Origin of the sequence: Levilactobacillus fuyuanensis (assembly GCF_003946395.1) — a bacterium.
Lineage (GTDB): Bacteria > Bacillota > Bacilli > Lactobacillales > Lactobacillaceae > Levilactobacillus > Levilactobacillus fuyuanensis.
Genome location: NZ_RHNZ01000009.1, coordinates 14,486 through 31,833, shown reverse-complemented (window position 1 = coordinate 31,833; position 17,348 = coordinate 14,486). Strand labels below are relative to the sequence as shown.

General features: G+C 48.1%; 17 protein-coding genes. 1 reads left to right on the top strand and 16 read right to left on the bottom strand.

Annotated features, from left to right (window positions below):
• Positions 1-32 precede the first annotated feature (32 nt).
• The 13 genes from mreB to glyA all read right to left on the bottom strand — a co-directional run bounded on the left by mreB (position 33) and on the right by glyA (position 12,049).
• A complete protein-coding gene (mreB, locus tag EKM73_RS06335) occupies positions 33-1,037 on the bottom strand; it encodes a rod shape-determining protein (protein WP_125701130.1) in 1,005 nt (334 codons plus the stop codon).
• A gap of 239 nt (positions 1,038-1,276) precedes the next feature.
• On the bottom strand, positions 1,277-2,584 hold the full coding sequence (murA, locus tag EKM73_RS06330; RefSeq protein WP_125701129.1) for a UDP-N-acetylglucosamine 1-carboxyvinyltransferase: 1,308 nt from the start codon (positions 2,582-2,584) through the stop codon (positions 1,277-1,279).
• Between the two features lie 30 nt (positions 2,585-2,614).
• On the bottom strand, positions 2,615-2,842 hold the full coding sequence (locus tag EKM73_RS06325) for a DUF1146 family protein (RefSeq protein WP_020088401.1): 228 nt from the start codon (positions 2,840-2,842) through the stop codon (positions 2,615-2,617).
• 406 nt (positions 2,843-3,248) lie between these two features.
• Positions 3,249-3,668: a F0F1 ATP synthase subunit epsilon gene (locus tag EKM73_RS06320; protein ID WP_020088402.1), complete on the bottom strand. Its 420-nt coding sequence runs from the start codon at positions 3,666-3,668 to the stop codon at positions 3,249-3,251.
• Between the two features lie 13 nt (positions 3,669-3,681).
• A complete protein-coding gene (gene atpD, locus EKM73_RS06315) occupies positions 3,682-5,097 on the bottom strand; it encodes a F0F1 ATP synthase subunit beta (RefSeq protein WP_020088403.1) in 1,416 nt (471 codons plus the stop codon).
• A 22-nt stretch (positions 5,098-5,119) separates the two neighbouring features.
• Positions 5,120-6,019: a F0F1 ATP synthase subunit gamma gene (locus EKM73_RS06310; RefSeq protein ID WP_125701128.1), complete on the bottom strand. Its 900-nt coding sequence runs from the start codon at positions 6,017-6,019 to the stop codon at positions 5,120-5,122.
• A 30-nt stretch (positions 6,020-6,049) separates the two neighbouring features.
• A complete protein-coding gene (gene atpA, locus EKM73_RS06305) occupies positions 6,050-7,591 on the bottom strand; it encodes a F0F1 ATP synthase subunit alpha (RefSeq protein ID WP_125701127.1) in 1,542 nt (513 codons plus the stop codon).
• 30 nt (positions 7,592-7,621) lie between these two features.
• A complete protein-coding gene (gene atpH, locus EKM73_RS06300; protein WP_020088406.1) occupies positions 7,622-8,164 on the bottom strand; it encodes an ATP synthase F1 subunit delta in 543 nt (180 codons plus the stop codon).
• Positions 8,154-8,669 carry a F0F1 ATP synthase subunit B gene (gene atpF / locus EKM73_RS06295; RefSeq protein WP_020088407.1) on the bottom strand — a complete coding sequence of 172 codons (516 nt, stop codon included), beginning with the start codon at positions 8,667-8,669 and terminating at the stop codon, positions 8,154-8,156. The genes atpH and atpF overlap by 11 nt, the downstream gene beginning before the upstream one ends.
• Positions 8,670-8,717: 48 nt before the next feature.
• On the bottom strand, positions 8,718-8,930 hold the full coding sequence (atpE, locus tag EKM73_RS06290) for a F0F1 ATP synthase subunit C (protein ID WP_020088408.1): 213 nt from the start codon (positions 8,928-8,930) through the stop codon (positions 8,718-8,720).
• Positions 8,931-8,965: 35 nt separating this feature from the next.
• The gene (atpB, locus tag EKM73_RS06285) at positions 8,966-9,685 is read right to left on the bottom strand and encodes a F0F1 ATP synthase subunit A (protein ID WP_125701126.1); all 720 of its coding nucleotides are present in this window, start codon (positions 9,683-9,685) and stop codon (positions 8,966-8,968) included.
• Between the two features lie 393 nt (positions 9,686-10,078).
• On the bottom strand, positions 10,079-10,714 hold the full coding sequence (upp, locus tag EKM73_RS06280) for a uracil phosphoribosyltransferase (protein ID WP_125701125.1): 636 nt from the start codon (positions 10,712-10,714) through the stop codon (positions 10,079-10,081).
• 93 nt (positions 10,715-10,807) lie between these two features.
• On the bottom strand, positions 10,808-12,049 hold the full coding sequence (gene glyA / locus EKM73_RS06275) for a serine hydroxymethyltransferase (RefSeq protein ID WP_125701124.1): 1,242 nt from the start codon (positions 12,047-12,049) through the stop codon (positions 10,808-10,810).
• A gap of 216 nt (positions 12,050-12,265) precedes the next feature.
• Here glyA and EKM73_RS06270 point away from each other — a divergent pair, with 216 nt between their 5' ends.
• Positions 12,266-14,068, top strand: coding sequence for a DUF5776 domain-containing protein (locus tag EKM73_RS06270; protein ID WP_125701123.1), 1,803 nt, complete (start codon positions 12,266-12,268; stop codon positions 14,066-14,068).
• 213 nt (positions 14,069-14,281) lie between these two features.
• On the opposite strand, the gene EKM73_RS06265 is transcribed toward EKM73_RS06270, so the two are convergent.
• The 3 genes from EKM73_RS06265 to prfA are packed head-to-tail and all read right to left on the bottom strand — an operon-like array spanning position 14,282 to position 17,250.
• Entirely contained in the window at positions 14,282-15,298 is a 1,017-nt protein-coding gene (locus EKM73_RS06265) for an L-threonylcarbamoyladenylate synthase (RefSeq protein ID WP_125701122.1), read from the bottom strand.
• Between the two features lie 31 nt (positions 15,299-15,329).
• Positions 15,330-16,172, bottom strand: a complete 843-nt coding sequence (gene prmC / locus EKM73_RS06260; RefSeq protein WP_125701121.1) for a peptide chain release factor N(5)-glutamine methyltransferase — start codon at positions 16,170-16,172, stop codon at positions 15,330-15,332.
• Positions 16,165-17,250, bottom strand: coding sequence for a peptide chain release factor 1 (gene prfA, locus EKM73_RS06255; RefSeq protein WP_020090414.1), 1,086 nt, complete (start codon positions 17,248-17,250; stop codon positions 16,165-16,167). Before prfA ends, prmC begins: the two co-directional genes overlap by 8 nt.
• Positions 17,251-17,348 lie beyond the last annotated feature (98 nt).

Below are 17,348 nucleotides of genomic sequence, written 5' to 3'. Positions count from 1 at the left end.
GCGATGCCCCCTCCTGTGTTAACCACAGACTGTTAGTTATTTTCCTTAGCAGTCTTGGTATCCATGTGCTCCAGAAGCACTCCAGCACCCTTGGCCACGTTATCCAGTGGATCTTCGGAAATGATGACTGGTACCGTCAGCTTTTCTGAGAAGAGCTTGTCGATCCCATCGAGCAAGGCCCCACCACCAGTCAGCATAATCCCGCGGTCGATAATATCCGCAGCCAACTCTGGCGGTGTCGTTTCCAACACGGACATAGCAGCAGACACAATCTGGTCAACGGAATCGTGGATGGCCAATTCAACTTCAGTAGCGGTAATCGTCGTTTCAGTAGGCATTCCACTGACAGAGTCCCGGCCACGAACATCCATGGTCTTTTCATCATTACCGGGTTCTGGGTAGGCCGTCCCAATCTTAATCTTGATGGTTTCAGCGGTCCGTTCCCCGATAATCAGGTTGTGGTGATGCTTCAGGTAGTTCACAATTTCAGTGTTCATCCGGTCACCAGCGACCCGAATTGATCGGCTAGCCACAATGTCCCCTAGGGAAAGGATGGCAATGTCACTCGTCCCCCCACCCATATCGATGACCATGTTACCGCTAGGCTTGAAGATATCCATTCCGGCACCCAAGGCAGCGACCTTTGGTTCGTATTCCAGGTAGACCTTGGCCCCACCAGATTTTTCGGCAGCCTGAATAATGGCCTTCCGTTCAATCTCGGTGATGTTCGTTGGGGCACAGATCATGATGTTAGGCTTGGATAGGAAGCCCTTCACACTTAATTTATTGATGAAATAGGAGAGCATGGCTTCAGTGATATCGAAATCAGAAATGACCCCATCCTTCAAGGGACGAATAGCCCGAATGTTACCGGGGGTCCGGCCAACCATTCGATAAGCTTCGGAGCCCACCGCTAATACCTTGTCAGTCTTCGTATCGATTGCAACGACTGATGGTTCATTTAATACGATACCTTTGCCGACCACGTAGATCAAAACGTTCGCAGTCCCCAAATCAATTCCAATGTCTTTCGCCATACTTATGCGTCCTCCTGATTTTTAATGCCAATTTTCAACATTTCATTATAACATAATCTCCGGCAACTCTAAATGGTTTCTCGTGCTCCGGCGGGAACTAAACAAATTGTTAACGTTTCGTCCCCTGATTTCACCATCCAAATTGCCGCGAGCTTCTTTCGGGTCAAACAGGTGCTGACGCGTGCCAACGCCCTTGGTGATAATAAAAAGGTGGCCACAAGTGCCACCCGAAATAAGTTCTAATTTTTGACGTGCGTGTTCTTTAAGACCACCGTGTCGTCTTCTGGGAAGTCGACCCGTTTGACCTGTGCTCCCAGAGCCGTCAACTTCTTGTGGAAGTCGTAGTAGCCCCGATCAAGATACTTCAAGTTCGTTACTTGGGTGTACCCGTCAGCAATCAAACCAGCCAAAACCAACGCTGCGGCTGCCCGCAAATCGGTAGCAGCCACTTCAGCACCGTTGAAGTCGGTTGGACCATGCATCACGACTGTCCGCCCGTTGATTTGGAACTGGGCATTCATCCGGCGTAATTCTTCCAGATGCATAAACCGATTTTCAAAAACAGTTTCGGTCATCGTGCTCGTCCCCTCAGCAGCCAGCTGTAAAATGGTCATTTGTGGTTGCATGTCGGTTGGAAATCCAGGATATGGCAAGGTTTTGACATCCGTTGGCAATAACTTTTTTGGACCAACGACCCGAATACCAGCGGCTTCTTCAGTCACTTGTACGCCCATTTCCTGCAATTTAGAGATTAAAGGCTTGTTATGTTCAACAATACCGTCCTTGATTAGCACGTTACCCTGAGTCAATGCCGCAGCGACCATGAAGGTCCCCGCTTCGATTCGGTCCTGAACCACATTGTGTTCCGTTCCGTGCATCTTCTCAACACCATCGATCCGCAACGTTTCCGTCCCGGCACCACGAACATGAGCCCCCATCTTGTTCAAGACGTTAGCTAAGTCCACGATTTCTGGTTCACGGGCAACATTATCAATCACAGTTGTCCCCTGCGCAAGGCAGGCGGCCATCATGATATTTTGCGTTGCGCCGACACTAGGAAAATCTAAGTAAATATGTGTTCCCTTCAATTGATCAGCGAAGGCTTCAATGTAGCCGTCATGCTGTTCAATCCGGGCGCCTAACGCTTCAAGCCCCTTTAAATGTAAATCAATCGGACGTGTCCCAATCGCACAACCACCTGGTAATGCTACCCGGGCATGACCTAGCCGTGCCAACAGCGGGCCCATCACAACGATAGATGCTCGCATCTTGGAAACGTATTCAAATGGTGCTTCACTTGATACTTGGTGGGTCGCATCGATGGTAACTTCCCGCCGCTCTTCGTTAAAATCAACGCGCAGGTTCAGGAAACGAAGGACCTTATTCATCGTATATACATCAGATAAAACTGGAACATTTGCTAAGTGGGTGAGTCCATCTTGACCCAAGATTGAGGCTGCCAGAATTGGCAAAACCGCGTTCTTTGCGCCTTCGATATTAACCTCACCAGTTAAGCGGTTCCCACCATGAACGATAATTTTTTCCATGGGATACCTCCAAAGAATTTTCGGGCTTGCCTATAGTAAATAGCCCAGATTACGAACATTATTGATGAAGTCCAGAAAGAACGAGCTGCAGCCGTACCCTATCGCTACCGACAACATCACGATAACGACCCGTGCCTGACGGGGGTACACCGACATTAGTCGTTCAATGTGTAACGCCGAGATTGCCCAAAATGCGAGGGCGATAAACGTCAAATGACTAACGATCGTTAGAATAGCTTGCAACCCTAGAAGTTTCATTAACTCAATCCTTTCTAAACATTCTCACCAACTATAGCATAATTTTTCGTGCTTGTCCTTGAAATTCCAGCAAAATCGGCGTTTGTAATATTACATTTGCTTTTATTAATAGCTATGACTGAACAAACTATAAGTAATTGCAGTGAATGACGTTTCCAGGGGGAGGCTTTCATTTAAAATTATAGAGTAAACGGCTCTGATTGCTAATTATTGGCGGAGCATGCATAAAAGGCCAATTCGTAAATTCCGAACTTTAGCTCCGCCTATCACCTAGACCAATCGACTACTATCTGGTCTAGACACTAGCTCTAGCGCCTATGAAGTCAAAGACCAATTTGAATTTTAAGTAAACAAAAAGGCAATTCCCGTTAGTGAGAATTGCCTTTTTTGACATGCATTAGTGTGCTTAATGGTTGGCGACGTTAATTCGGTTGATGGCCCGCCGCAAAGCGACCTCAGCCCGTGCCAAAGTGTCATCGTCATGAGCTTCTTGCGCCTTTTTAATGGCAGCTTGAGCCCGATCACGAGCACTTTCGGCCCGACCGACGTCAATATCGTCTTGACGTTCCGCACTGTCAGCAACAATGGTGGCAACATTGTCGGAGAATTCTAGGAAACCACCGTTAACGGCAATTTCATCCTCTTCACCATCATGTTTAACCCGTACTTCGTCGACTTCCAAAGAGGAAATGACGGGCACGTGATTGGGCATGATCCCGAGTTGACCCAACTTAGTCTTAATGACCAAGAGTTCACCATCGTTTTCATAGACCCGGCCATCTGGGGTTACGATACTAACGGATAATACTGATTGATTATCAGCCAATTAGAATCCCTCCCTAGTTGTTGGCAACGGCAGCGTTCATTTGCTTAGCCTTTTCGACAGCGTCTTCGATAGCACCACAGTTCCGGAAAGCATCTTCTGGTAGGTCATCATACTTACCATCTAAGATTTCCTTGAAACTCCGGACAGTATCTTCCAACTTAACATACTTCCCATCCATACCCGTAAACTGTGAAGCAACGGAGAATGGTTGTGACAGGAAGAATTGAATCCGCCGAGCACGGTTAACAATCGTTTGTTCTTCTTCGGAAAGTTCATCCATCCCTAAGATAGAGATGATATCTTGCAATTCATGGTACCGTTGCAAGACGTGTTGAACTTCCGTAGCAACGTCGTAGTGTTCTTGACCGATGATTTCAGGGGCCAAGGCAGTAGACGTTGAAGCCAATGGGTCCACGGCTGGGTAAATCCCTTGTTGCGTCAAAGCACGTTCCAAGTTAGTCGTGGCATCCAAATGGGCGAAAGTCGTGGCAGGAGCAGGGTCGGTATAGTCATCGGCAGGCACGTAAACAGCTTGGATAGAGGTAATAGACCCCTTCTTCGTTGACGTGATCCGTTCCTGTAACTGACCCATTTCAGTAGCCAACGTTGGTTGATAACCAACGGCTGAAGGAATCCGACCCAAGAGGGCAGAAACTTCAGAACCGGCTTGCGTGAACCGGAAAATGTTATCAATGAAGAGTAGCACATCTTGGCCCTTAACATCACGGAAGTATTCCGCAATGGTCAAACCAGTCAGGGCAACCCGCATCCGGGCACCAGGAGGTTCGTTCATTTGACCATAAACCATGGCCGTTTGCTTTAGAACCCCTGAACCTTTCATTTCCCAGTACATATCGTTACCTTCACGAGTCCGTTCACCAACACCGGTGAAGACGGAAATCCCGTTATGGCCTTGAGCAATGTTATGGATTAATTCTTGAATTAAAACGGTCTTACCAACACCGGCACCACCGAACAACCCAATCTTCCCACCACGAACGTAAGGTTCGAGTAAGTCAATAACCTTGATACCCGTTTCCAGGATTTCAGTCGTAGGGTTTAATTCGTCATATTTAGGTGCATCACGGTGAATTGGCATCCGTTCTGCGTCTGGTCCAAATTCGGCACCGCCGTCAATAGGATTCCCCAGAACGTTGAACACCCGACCGAGAGTGTCGTCACCGACAGGAACAGAAATAGAAGCCTTAGTGTTTTCTACTTCCATACCCCGGCGAAGACCATCGGTACCGTCCATGGCAATCGTCCGCATAACCCCGTCACCTAATTCCAAGGCAACTTCGGTTACAAGGATACTACCATCATCTTTTTTGATGTTAAGGGCGGTGTTGATGTCAGGTAATTCATCATTCAGTGGGAATTCAACGTCAACAACAGGTCCGATAACTTGAACAATTTTACCAGCACTCATTATTCGTTAATTCCTCCCGTCATTAATTATTTAAGGCTTCCTGACCACCAGTAATTTCGGTGATTTCAGTGGTGATTGCTGCTTGTCGTGCACGATTATAGTGCAGTTGCAACGTCCCAATCAAATCATCGGCATTATCAGTGGCTGATTGCATCGCGTTTGAACTTGATGCATGTTCGGAAGTCTTCGCGTCCAAGATTGCACCGTAAACTAAGCTTTCTGCATATTGTGGCAGAACGACTTGCAACACTTCTTCTTCAGAAGGTTCAGTATCGTACTCAGCAGTTAAAGGTGCAGCTTGCGTATCGTTTGCCGCATCAGTCGACAAGGTTTCCTTGTCAACTGGTAACATTTTTTCAGCCCGAAAACGGGATGAAATCCGGTTTACAAAGTGGTTGTAGCACACAAAGAGTTGATCAAACACCTCATTGTTAAACATCGTGGTAACGGTCTTAACGATTTCCCGAACTTCGTTAAATTCAGGCACATCGCTGACCCCACGGTATTCATAAGCCACATTGATGCCACGGTTCCGGTAGAAGTCAGCACCAGTTCCCCCAACGGCTAACACCATGTAGTCGTCAGGATTTGGTGTGCGTTCACTAATGAACGTATTGGCTTCCCGGAGCACGCTACTATTATAGCTACCCACCATTCCACGATCGGAGGTGATCACTAAATATGCGGTTTTCTTTACTGGACGGTTCGACTGTAGGCTACTTGAGGAATTATCTAACAGATGAGACTGTGAAAGATGCATAACGACAGCCTTAACCTTCGAAACATAGTCTTGGTAGCCGACTGCGTGTTTCTGAATCTTATTTAACTTCGCGGTCGAAACCATGTGCATTGCCGCCGTAATTTGACGGGTTGCTTTCGTGGAATTAATTCGACGTTGGACGTCATGAATTGATTCAGCCATTATTTCTCACCATCCTTCCTTCAAGTAATCTTAATTAGCCGTGTCTGCCGCCGCGTCATCGGCCTTAGCAGTTGGTTGGAAAGTTGCATCGAATTCAGCAATAGCCTTTTCGAGGGAGTCGCCTTCTGGCAAGTTCCCAGTCGTGGTAATTGTGTCTTCGAGATCCTTATGGCTGGCATCCATGTAGTCGAACAACTCGTCTTGGTAACGCAGAACGTCTTCAATTTCGAGCTTGTCCAAGTGACCATGAGTCAACGCAAACAAGATAATAACTTCCTTGGCAACCGGAACAGATTCATGCAAGCCTTGCTTTAAGACTTCCACGGTCCGTGCACCACGGTCTAGTCGAGCCTTGGTTGCAGCATCCAAATCAGAACCGAATTGGGCGAAGGATTCAAGTTCACGGTAGGCAGATAAGTCCAACCGCAACGTCCCAGCAACCTTCTTCATGGCTTTGATCTGAGCGTCACCACCAACCCGGGAAACAGAAGTCCCGGCATCCATAGCTGGCCGAATCCCAGAATAGAATGAATCACTGTTCAGGAAGATTTGACCATCGGTGATGGAAATAACGTTGGTTGGGATGTAAGCAGAAACGTCCCCGGCCTTGGTTTCGATGACAGGCAAAGCCGTCATTGAACCGCCACCCAGTTCGTCACTTAACTTAGCAGCCCGTTCCAGCAAACGAGAGTGGGTGTAGAAGATATCACCAGGATATGCTTCACGACCTGGTGCCCGCCGTAAAATCAGAGAGAGTTCACGGTAAGCATCGGCTTGCTTAGTTAAATCATCGTAGACGATCAGAACATGCTTGCCGTTGTGCATGAATTCTTCACCCATGGCAGCACCGGCATATGGTGCAACGTACAACATTGGTGCTGGTTCGGAAGGACTAGCAGTAACGACGATCGTGTAGTCCATAGCGCCGAATTTTTCCAGCGTAGAAACTTGTGCACGAACCGTAGAAGCCTTCTGACCAATAGCAACGTAGATACAGATCATGTTTTGACCTTTTTGGTTAATGATCGTGTCGATGGCGATGGAGGACTTCCCAGTCTTCCGGTCACCGATGATCAATTCACGTTGTCCACGTCCAATTGGAACCAAGGCATCAATGGCTTTAATCCCGGTTTGCAGAGGTTCACTAACCCCTTGCCGTTCCATAACACCAGGTGCTTTGTGTTCGATTGGCCGCGTCTTGTCCGTGGAAATGTCCCCTTTACCGTCAATTGGCCGGCCCAGTGGGTTTACAACCCGACCGATTAATTGATCGCCAACGGGAACTTCCATGATTCGTCCAGTACGCTTAACGGAGTCGCCTTCAGTGATTCCAGTAAAATCACCCAAGACAACGATACCAACGTCACTGGATTCGAGGTTTTGGACCATCCCATAAACCCCGTTATCAAACAACAGCAACTCACCTTGCAAAGCGTTGTTCAGGCCGTGGGCCCGGGCAACACCATCACCAACGTAAGTAACCGTACCAGTTTCTTCAACTGAGATTTCATCCTTGTAGCTTTCTAATTGTTGTTTAATTAGAGCACTGATTTCCTCAGCTTTAATGCTCATGAAAGTTTCACCTCTTTATTACCGAATTCGTTATGCAAGCAGTTGCTGCCGTAAACGATTGATTTTTGTTCGTAAACTACCATCAAGAACCGTGTCAGCAGCCTTAACGATGACCCCAGCGATCACAGAAGGATCGACCTGACTACTCAAGATAACCTTATCGGCCCCTACACGTTCTGCGTAGGTTTTCTCGATTTTCGTCTTTTGATCATCAGTTAAAGGTACTGCCGTTGTGACTTCAGCGTAAACCGTGTGGTTAGCCTCATCATACATGGCCTGGAATTGATCGACGATGTCGACCACGTTTTCCATGCGACCATAGTCATATACCATTTGAACAAAGTTCTTGATATATGGCGATGCGTCTTTCAGTAACGGTTGTACTAAAGCCTCACGTTCAGCAACCTGCAGGCTAGCGTCTGAGAGCAAAGTGCTCAATTGCGGGTTGTCCTGGAAGATACTGCGAAGTTCTTTAAGCTCTGTAAAGCCTGACTCCAGTTGGTCTTTTTCGGACAACAGTTCATATAATGCTTTTGCGTAGCGCTTAGCTACAGTTGCCCTATTAAGACTCATGTTGCTTCCCCAACCCTTCGATATAAGAATCAATGAGTGCCTTTTGATCGTCAGCTTTCAATTCTCGTTGAATGATCTTGGAAGCAATCTCAATAGATAGGTCCGCCACGTCATTGCGGGCATTGACCAGGGCATCTTGGCGTTCTTGCTCGATGTCCTTTTGGGCATTTTGCTTCAACGTCTGTGCGTCTGTTTGAGCTTGCGTTACGATTTGTTCACGCTGTTGTTGACCATTGGTCTTGGCATCGTTCACAATCGTCTGTGCTTCAGACCGAGAACTAGCTAACGCGGTTTGACGCTTCTGAACTAAGTCAGCAGCTTCATTCCGAGAGCTTTCAGCTGAGTCAATATCATTACTGATCTTGTCAGCCCGATCTTGCATCATCTTGGTCACTGGCTTCCAAGCCAAGACCTTAACGATCCACATTAATAGTAAGAAACAAACGACGTAGAAAATTGAATCACCAAAGTAAAGCCCTGCGCCAACCACTAAATGTGAGAGCATCTATTGACACCTCCTTCTACTATCAGATATAAACATCATTGTGACTAACTACTTGTTCATAACCATCAAAGCAACAACGAAGGCAATGATAGGCATGGCTTCGATAAGCCCAACCCCGATGAACATGTTAGTCCGTAATTGACCTGATAGTTCAGGTTGACGGGCCATACCTTCTAGCATTTTGGAAATAAGAATACCGTCACCAACACCACCACCAATAGCGGCTCCGGCCATAGCGATACCAGCTGCAATAGCTCCCATAATATTTGTTTCCTCCTTAAAATTAGATAAGTACTTTATTCCTCAACTTCAAGCTTTTGAGAAATGTAAACTGAAGACAACGTAACGAACACGAAGGCCTGGATTGCTCCCAAGAAAGCTGAGAACCCTTGCCAAGCCATTTCAAGTGGTACAGCGACTATCATCGTTGCGATGCCATGTGAAACCGCAAGCTTCCAAATTATCCCCAAAAGCATTTCGCCAGAGAAGATAACCCCGAAGATACGTAAACCCAACGTTAAGAAGTTCGTGAATTCTTCAAAGATACTGATAACTATCCAGACCTTAAAAGGCTTCATGTAATTTCCGAAGTGGGTCTTGTAACCCAATTTACTTACCCCTGCAAATTGCGCAAGCATCAACGTCATTAATGAGAAAGTCAGCGTCGTAATTGGATCCGACGTAGGACTCCGGACGATGGTGGCACCGTTCGGCAACGAGAGATTGATAAACAATCCCAATTCGTTTGACAAGAACAGGAAGATAAATAAAGTGAAACCGTACAATCCAAAACCACCAATTTCCTTGGTAGGAATGGACCCCTTCAAAATTCCGTTGGTAAAATCAATCAGCCACTCCAAGAAGTTTTGCCCCTTGGTAGGCTTCATGGCCAAATGTCTGGAAGTAAAATAAACCAGGGCAACAACAAGTAAAAAGACAACCGTAGCTGACACAATGTTGGCCGTGCTAAACGTTAATCCCAGAAATTGGAAGGTCGAAACTGGACCATCATTCACCGAATATCACCTCTTTTCAACACTATATGGACGCGGTTTCTCGAAGGTTTCACCCAACATTTTCATTAAGTTTTCTTTCGAGAAATGCGGAATAGTGAATGAAGCGAGCGCTCCATTCAAATACACTGGAAATGATACCACCAATTCAGCTAAAAAACAAAACAATTTTTTACAGCCTAAACATTATTCAGGACTTGGATAAAGCTTAGTGCTGAAAAGGATAGTAACCGGTTTCACAGTCTACTTGCGTGCGCAATCAGCTCCATAATAAATTCGGGTTGTCAAGCCTCTTTTGAACAAATGCGTCCGGTCAAGCCGAAAACCCTTTCGTAGTGCCGAACAAATTCTACAAACAAATAAGAGACTCGGCCCTAAGCCGAATCTCTTTAAAGTTTACTTTGTCCCAAACAAACGATCACCAGCATCGCCCAAACCTGGTACGATGTAGCCATCTTCGTTCAAGTGGTCGTCCAAAGCAGCCGCATAAATATCAACGTCCGGATGGGCTTCTTGCAGGGCTTTAACCCCTTCTGGTGCAGATACTAAGCACACAAACTTCATGTTTTTTTCGCTAGCGCCGCGCTTCTTTAAGGCATCGATGGCCATAATTGCTGATCCACCGGTAGCCAACATTGGATCCACAATAAAGATTTGTCGTTGATCAATGTCTGACGGCAGCTTAACGAAGTATTCATGGGGCTGCAAGGTTTCTTCATCGCGATACATCCCGATGTGGCCAACCTTAGCAGCGGGGATCAACTCTAAGATCCCATCGACCATACCGATACCAGCTCGTAAGATTGGCACGATTGCCACTTTCTTACCAGCAAGTTCCTTGGCGGTCATCTTAGCCACTGGCGTCTCAATATCCTTATCCTGTAATGGCATGTCGCGTGAGACATCGTAAGCCATTAAGGTCGAGATTTCATTAACTACCTCGCGGAAACTGCGGGTGCCACAGTTCTTATTCCGAATAATAGTTAACTTGTGTTGAATCAACGGGTGGTCGAGTACTTGAAACTTCCCCATGAATAAACGCTCCTTTATGATTTCTTACAATTGTACCATTATCTACGCTACCAGAACGGATTAATTTTTAATGAAAACGTTTTTTCATGAAATTTATGGCAGTGCGGTTAAAGGATGTGCCTGCGTCAACTCGTGAACCTGAGCCTCCACCTCGGCTAATACCGCGTCATCATTAGGATTCAAGATTGTCTTCACAATCAATCGGGCCACCTCACGACACTCGTCCGCATTGAAACCGCGGGTTGTGATTGCCGGCGTTCCCAGCCGAATTCCGGACGTCTTAAACGGACTGAGCTTTTCGTTCGGAATGGCTTCTTTGTTCGTCGTAATCAGAACGCTATCCAGTAGCTCCTGTGCCTGCTTTCCGTTGAGATCCGTGGCAGACAAGTCCAACGTCATCAAATGATTATCTGTCCCGCCAGAAACCACGCGAACCGTTGGCAATTGGTTGAATTCATCAGCCATTGCCGCAGCATTCGTGATAATTTGTTGGGCATAATCCTTAAAGTCTGGTTGGAGGTCTTCAAAGAAGGCGGCAGCTTTCCCGGCAATAACATGCTCTAATGGTCCCCCCTGAGTTCCTGGGAAGACGGCAGAATTGATCCGCTTGGCATTCTCGGCTTGTGATAAGATCAAGCCCCCACGTGGGCCCCGTAACGTCTTATGGGTCGTAGTCGTGACTACGTCGGCAATGCCGACTGGACTAGGATGCAACCCAGCCGCTACCAAACCCGCAATGTGGGCCATGTCAACCATCAGATAAGCGCCAACTTCATCGGCAATTGAACGGAAGGCGTTCCAGTCAATGATTCGAGAATAAGCTGAAGCCCCGGCGACGATCAACTGTGGTTTTACTTTCAAAGCCAAGTCGCGAATCATGTCGTAGTCCAGGAGTTCCGTCTCAGGATTCAAGCCGTAACTGTAGGCTTCGTAAAGCTTACCAGAGAAGTTGACCTTGGCACCATGCGTTAAATGGCCTCCGGCATCCAGACACATCCCCAAGATAGTGTCGCCAGGCTTCAAAAACGCCGCGTAGACGGCCTGATTCGCCTGTGACCCGGAATGAGGTTGGACGTTGGCATACTCGGCGTTAAACAGCTTCTTAGCGCGATCAATGGCTAATTGTTCGACGACATCAATGTACTGCGTGCCACCATAGTAACGTTTGCCAGGGTAACCCTCGGCGTATTTGTTGGTCAGCACTGAGCCTTGAGCCGTCCGAACGGCATGACTGACAATATTTTCTGAGGCAATCAACTCAATGGTATCTTCTTGCCGGTGTTCCTCATTAGCAATGGCCTGCCATAACGCTGGATCTTCTTCTTTAAAATTCAATGGCGATCCCTCCTGAACTGTAATTAGGTTAATTCTACCAAATTTTTTGAGTCTCTGGGGAAAGTTTGGTCTATTTATCTTTTTATAATTACCGTCACCTATTAAATGAGGCCCCGAACGATTCCGTTTGAAGATTTCTATTATCGAAGATGTCATCAGTTCACCCCTGAACAGTGTTACACTAATCTATAAATAAGCAGAAAATGAGGCGATCAAATGACTATCAAGATTCGCCGGCTCATTCTTACCGGTCTTTCACTCGTATTAATTGGCGGGGTATTGTCCCCGACCGTCGTCCGAGCGGCAACTACCGATTCGGTGGCAACTACTTCTGATCCCAGTAACACCGATACGGCCGTTACCTTCGACGAAATTCAATTACCCTACATTTTAATCACGGATAGCCACGGAACCACGACTAAGGTTCCCTGGTATTCCGAATTCAAGACTCAGGTTAATTCTCGAGAAAAAATTCTCAAAAGTGATGAAAATGGGAACATATTTGCCAATGAACTAATCAAAGATGAGCCAACTCATCCCGAAGCCTCAAATGATGCTTCGACCCTTATCAATCTGGCAGAGTCTGGCGTCACACTGAATTCCGGTGACAAATACGCCGATTACTTGCTGTCACAAGGCATGTATCCAGGAGCTAAATCTAGCGCTGATATCACTACCGCCTACGAGACTTTGGCTTACGCTTATACTTGGTTATTCGCATCGGTTGCCCGAGCCCATCTACATCAGACCAACTATACAACCATCGACAAGGATTACACTAGTAATGTTTTGCCAACACTTCTAACAGAAGAAAACATTATTGGTAGTAATCAAGTTGGCATGTTTAAAAGTATCATGTCTGATGAGAACACCTTTAATGGCGAGATATCACCTTTATTGCGCGAGACCGTTGAATTCCATTTGGAAAGTCTCACAGTTGATCAACTGGCTCAGTTAGACCCCACCGCCTCCAAAGATGCCGAGACTAAGTTACTGCAAACACCGATGACTGATCTCGTCACGAAGCAAGCCGATGGGTCTTTATTAGCCGATGGTCTCTTAACTGATTCTGCCCTGCCAAACGCCTACGTGCTTAAACGTGCGGCGGACCAGCCTGCGACTACGGCTACCAGCCAGCCCGTCACCGTCCACTACGTCGATGACCAAGGCAATACCTTGAAGCCAGACAAAACCTTAACGGGTTCACTTGGTGATGACTACAAAACGGAACCTCTCAGCATCGATGGCTATCAGCTTCTGAATACCACCGGTGATGAATCTGGTAAATTCACCAGTTCTGATCAAGCCGTCACCTACACGTATCACAAGGTTGCGGCCGATGTGGTAGTTAAGGACAGCGTGGTCTACGCCACCAAGAAGATTGGCCTCTACGGGTCCCCAACTTTCACTAAGAAAGCTCTCAAAACCACGTACGCCAAGAAGGCCCGGATGAACCGACCGATGTTCAAGGTCATCGGCACCGCGACGTCCCAGAACGGCGTCAAGCGCTACAAAGTTACGGACCTCAACGGTAAAGGAGCGACCGGCTACATCACTGCGAATGCCAAGTTTGTTGCGCCACTCTACTATACCAAGAATCGAACCGAAGTTACGGTGATTAACCCTGGTGGCCTCAACGCCTATACTAAAAAGTCCCTGACTGGTAAAAAGACGCACTACAAGCAAGGGCAAGTTCTCAAGGTGAAAAAGATTGTCAGCCACAACTTGACCACCCGCTTCGTCCTCAACAACGGGAAATACATCTCCACCAACAAGAAACTGGTCACTGCTGGCAAGTATACGATGCCTAAGCGCGTCCAAGCTAAGACGGCGATCAATCGTTACGGTACGGCTAACCTGACGAAGAAGAACCAACACTTCGCCAAGATGACTACTTTCACTGTTACGGGTTGGGCCTACTCCAACGCCAACAATTTCCACAAGGGTGATACCCTACGGTACAAGGTCGCCGGTGGTTATATCACCGCAAATGCCAATCTTGTCAAAGAACTCAAATAATTTTAGTTTCTATTCATAACTTTCGATATCAAATCCTAAGGTCAAGACGTCAATGTCTTGACCTTTTATTTATAAGTTGGTCCGGTCAAATTGTGAGTTGCTTCCTTTTCCGGCAATGATCCAAAAATGGCGTCCAACCCGATTTGATTGGACGCCATCATACTTAATATTTTAAATTAAACAGGCAATGGCCTAATCGAACAACCAAGTCCCCTACTTCGTAAAGTGCTGTTGTCCAGCAGACTTGTTCAAGCGGTTCATGTACGCCGCCCCTAAGCCTTCGGCCGCAAAGCCCTGTGCCAGAATCCCCGTTACTGGGGACTCCAAATCATAGTGCCGGAGCCCAGCAAACAACAGATGACTGGCACTGTTCATGTCGGCTCCTAAAGAGAAGGGTTCCGTATTGGCTGGTAGATCTTCGCTAGCCAGCGTGCGGTCCAGGGCCATCACGCCAATCGTGCCGTCCTGTTCGGCTGCCCAAGCCAATGCGGCAGGCCAGTCGGCTTCATCGTCCACGATTGTCACCTGAGCGTTCGGCGCATAATGTTTGTACTTCATCCCCGGCGCCTTCGGAATCTCACCCTTACCGACCTTGTGGTGGTTGGAACGCACCGTACCGATAACGGCCTCAAGTTGTTCTTCGGTCACACCACCCGGACGCAAGATCGTTGGGATTTCCGTCGACATATCGAGTACCGTTGACTCCACCCCAACCTTGGTTGGCCCATCGTCCAAGATGCCGGCAATCTTGCCATTCAGGTCATGGTAAACGTGTTTGGCCAATGTTGGGCTCGGCTTACCAGACGTGTTAGCTGATGGTCCCACTAAAGGCACTCCAGCCGTCTTAATCAGATCCAGCGTGACCTGATTATCTGGATTACGAAAGGCAGCGGTCGTCAGGCCACCTGTGACGGCCTTGGACAACTTCCCTGGTTGTAATTCAAAGATCAACGTCAGTGGCCCAGGCCAGAACGTCTTGATCAACGCTTCAGCCTTAGCCGACAGCGGTTGCGCGTATTGCTTAACCGTCTCTTCGCCGGTCACGTGGACGATCAGTGGATTGTCGCTTGGTCGGCCCTTCGCCAGGTAAACCTGCTTGACCGCGGCTTCATTGGTCGCATCCGCCCCTAGGCCATAGACGGTCTCCGTGGGAAATGCAACCAGCTCGCCAGCCTGAATGGCAGCGGCCGCTTCATCGATTTGATTTGGTTGAAAAATCTTGGTTTCCATAAACTTTCTCTTCTCTCCCATCGCAAAAAAACTAAAGTTGCACGCGAACCATACGATCATGGCCGTTGATGTCCGTTCGCACCGTCACCGTGGCCGTTGGCAAGGCCGTCTCAAAGATGGTCTTGACCGCAGCACCCTGGCGATACCCGATTTCAGCAAAAAATTGGCCACCTGGTAACAAATAGGTTGCCAGTTCCGCAGCGAAGCGTTGGTAAAATGCCAGACCGTGGTTCGCTGCGAACAACGCCCCTTCAGGCTCATAGCGTTTGACCGACTCATCCATCACGTCGACCTCTTCACGGTCAATGTACGGCGGATTCGACACGATCACGTCGAAACGCTGACCAGCGACTGGTTCAAACAGATCGCCCGTCACGAAGGTAACGGGTGCGGCTAGGTTTTTAGCATTGGCCTGAGCCACCGCAACGGCCCCCGCAGAGATGTCGCTGGCCGTGACCGACCAAGCCGGTTGTTCCGCCTTGAGCGACACTGCAATGGCGCCGCTCCCGGTGCCTACGTCCAGCACCCGCAGTGGTGTCGGCGGCGTGACATCCAGAATCCAAGCCACCAACTCCTCAGTCTCCTGCCGAGGAATCAGGGTTGCGGCGGTCACCTGAAAATCACGGCCGTAGAAATTAGCGCGACCTAAAACGTACTGTGCCGGTTCGCCGTTTGCGACCCGGTCCAGCTGTTGCTGAAACGTTTGGCTTTCCGCTGCTGGCATCACTGCTCGGTAGTTTTGTACCAACTGAGTAAACGTCCACCCATGAGCTTCCGTCAGCAAGTACTGGGCAGCGCTACTATCTTGCCCAGCCGCGGTCAATTGCGTTTGCCCTCGGCGGAGTGCTTGTAGATAAGTCAGTTGATTAGCCATTGTTCTTTAAATCTTCAAGCTTAGCAGCTTGATCGGAAAGAATCAGGGCATCGATAATGTCATCGAGTTCCCCGTTCATGACCCGGTCCAGCTTGTTTAGAGTCAGGCCGATACGGTGATCGGTCACCCGGTTTTGTGGGTAATTGTAGGTCCGAATTCGTTCTGAACGATCACCCGTCCCAACGGCTGACTTCCGTTCTGCGTTGTAGGCACTTTCCTCTTGTTGCTTGTAGTAGTCGTAGACCCGTGCCCGCAGAATCGTCATGGCCTTGGCCCGGTTTTGTTGTTGGGACCGTTCGTCTTGCATGGCCACCACGATACCCGTTGGCAAGTGGGTCATCCGTACGGCAGAAGACGTCTTGTTAATATGCTGTCCACCGGCACCAGAAGAACGATAAACGTCGGTCCGGATGTCCTTGGGATCGATATCGATGTCGACATCCTCTTCTTCGGGCATGACACCGACCGTCGCCGTACTAGTATGCACCCGACCAGCAGATTCCGTAACGGGAACCCGTTGTACCCGGTGTGCCCCGTTTTCGTACTTCAGCTTGGAGTAAACCTTGTCACCAGAAATCATCATGACAATTTCCTTGAACCCACCGACTTCGGTTGCGTTCTCGTCAACGATTTCGATCTTCCAGCCTTGGCGTTCAGCGTACTTGGAGTACATGCTAAAGAGGTCAGCAGCAAATAAGCTGGCTTCATCCCCACCGGCGGCCCCATGGATTTCCATGATGATGTTCTTGTCATCGTTAGGATCCTTAGGCAACAGTAAGACCTTGATGTCTTCTTCGAGCTTTTCTTTCTGTTCGTTGAGATCCTTCAGCTCTTCCTTGACCATGGCATCCATGTCATCGTCGAGCTTTTCGCGGAGCATCTCATCGTCATCCTTGATCTGTTGGGTGACTTCTTGATATTGGTGATACTTGTCGACAGTTTCCCGCAGCTCCCCTTCTTCTTTAGAGAGGGCCATGAAGCGTTGCGTATCCGCAATGACTTCAGGGTCACTGATTAATTCATTCAGCTCGTCGTAGCGATCGGCTACGGCTTGGAGCTTGTCAAACATTTCATCCATTCGATTAACCTCGTTTCAGTTTTGATGATGCTTATTTATAAATTCAATTGGGGGTACCGCCGCTCTAACGACCGACACACCCCTACTTCTAGCTAAGC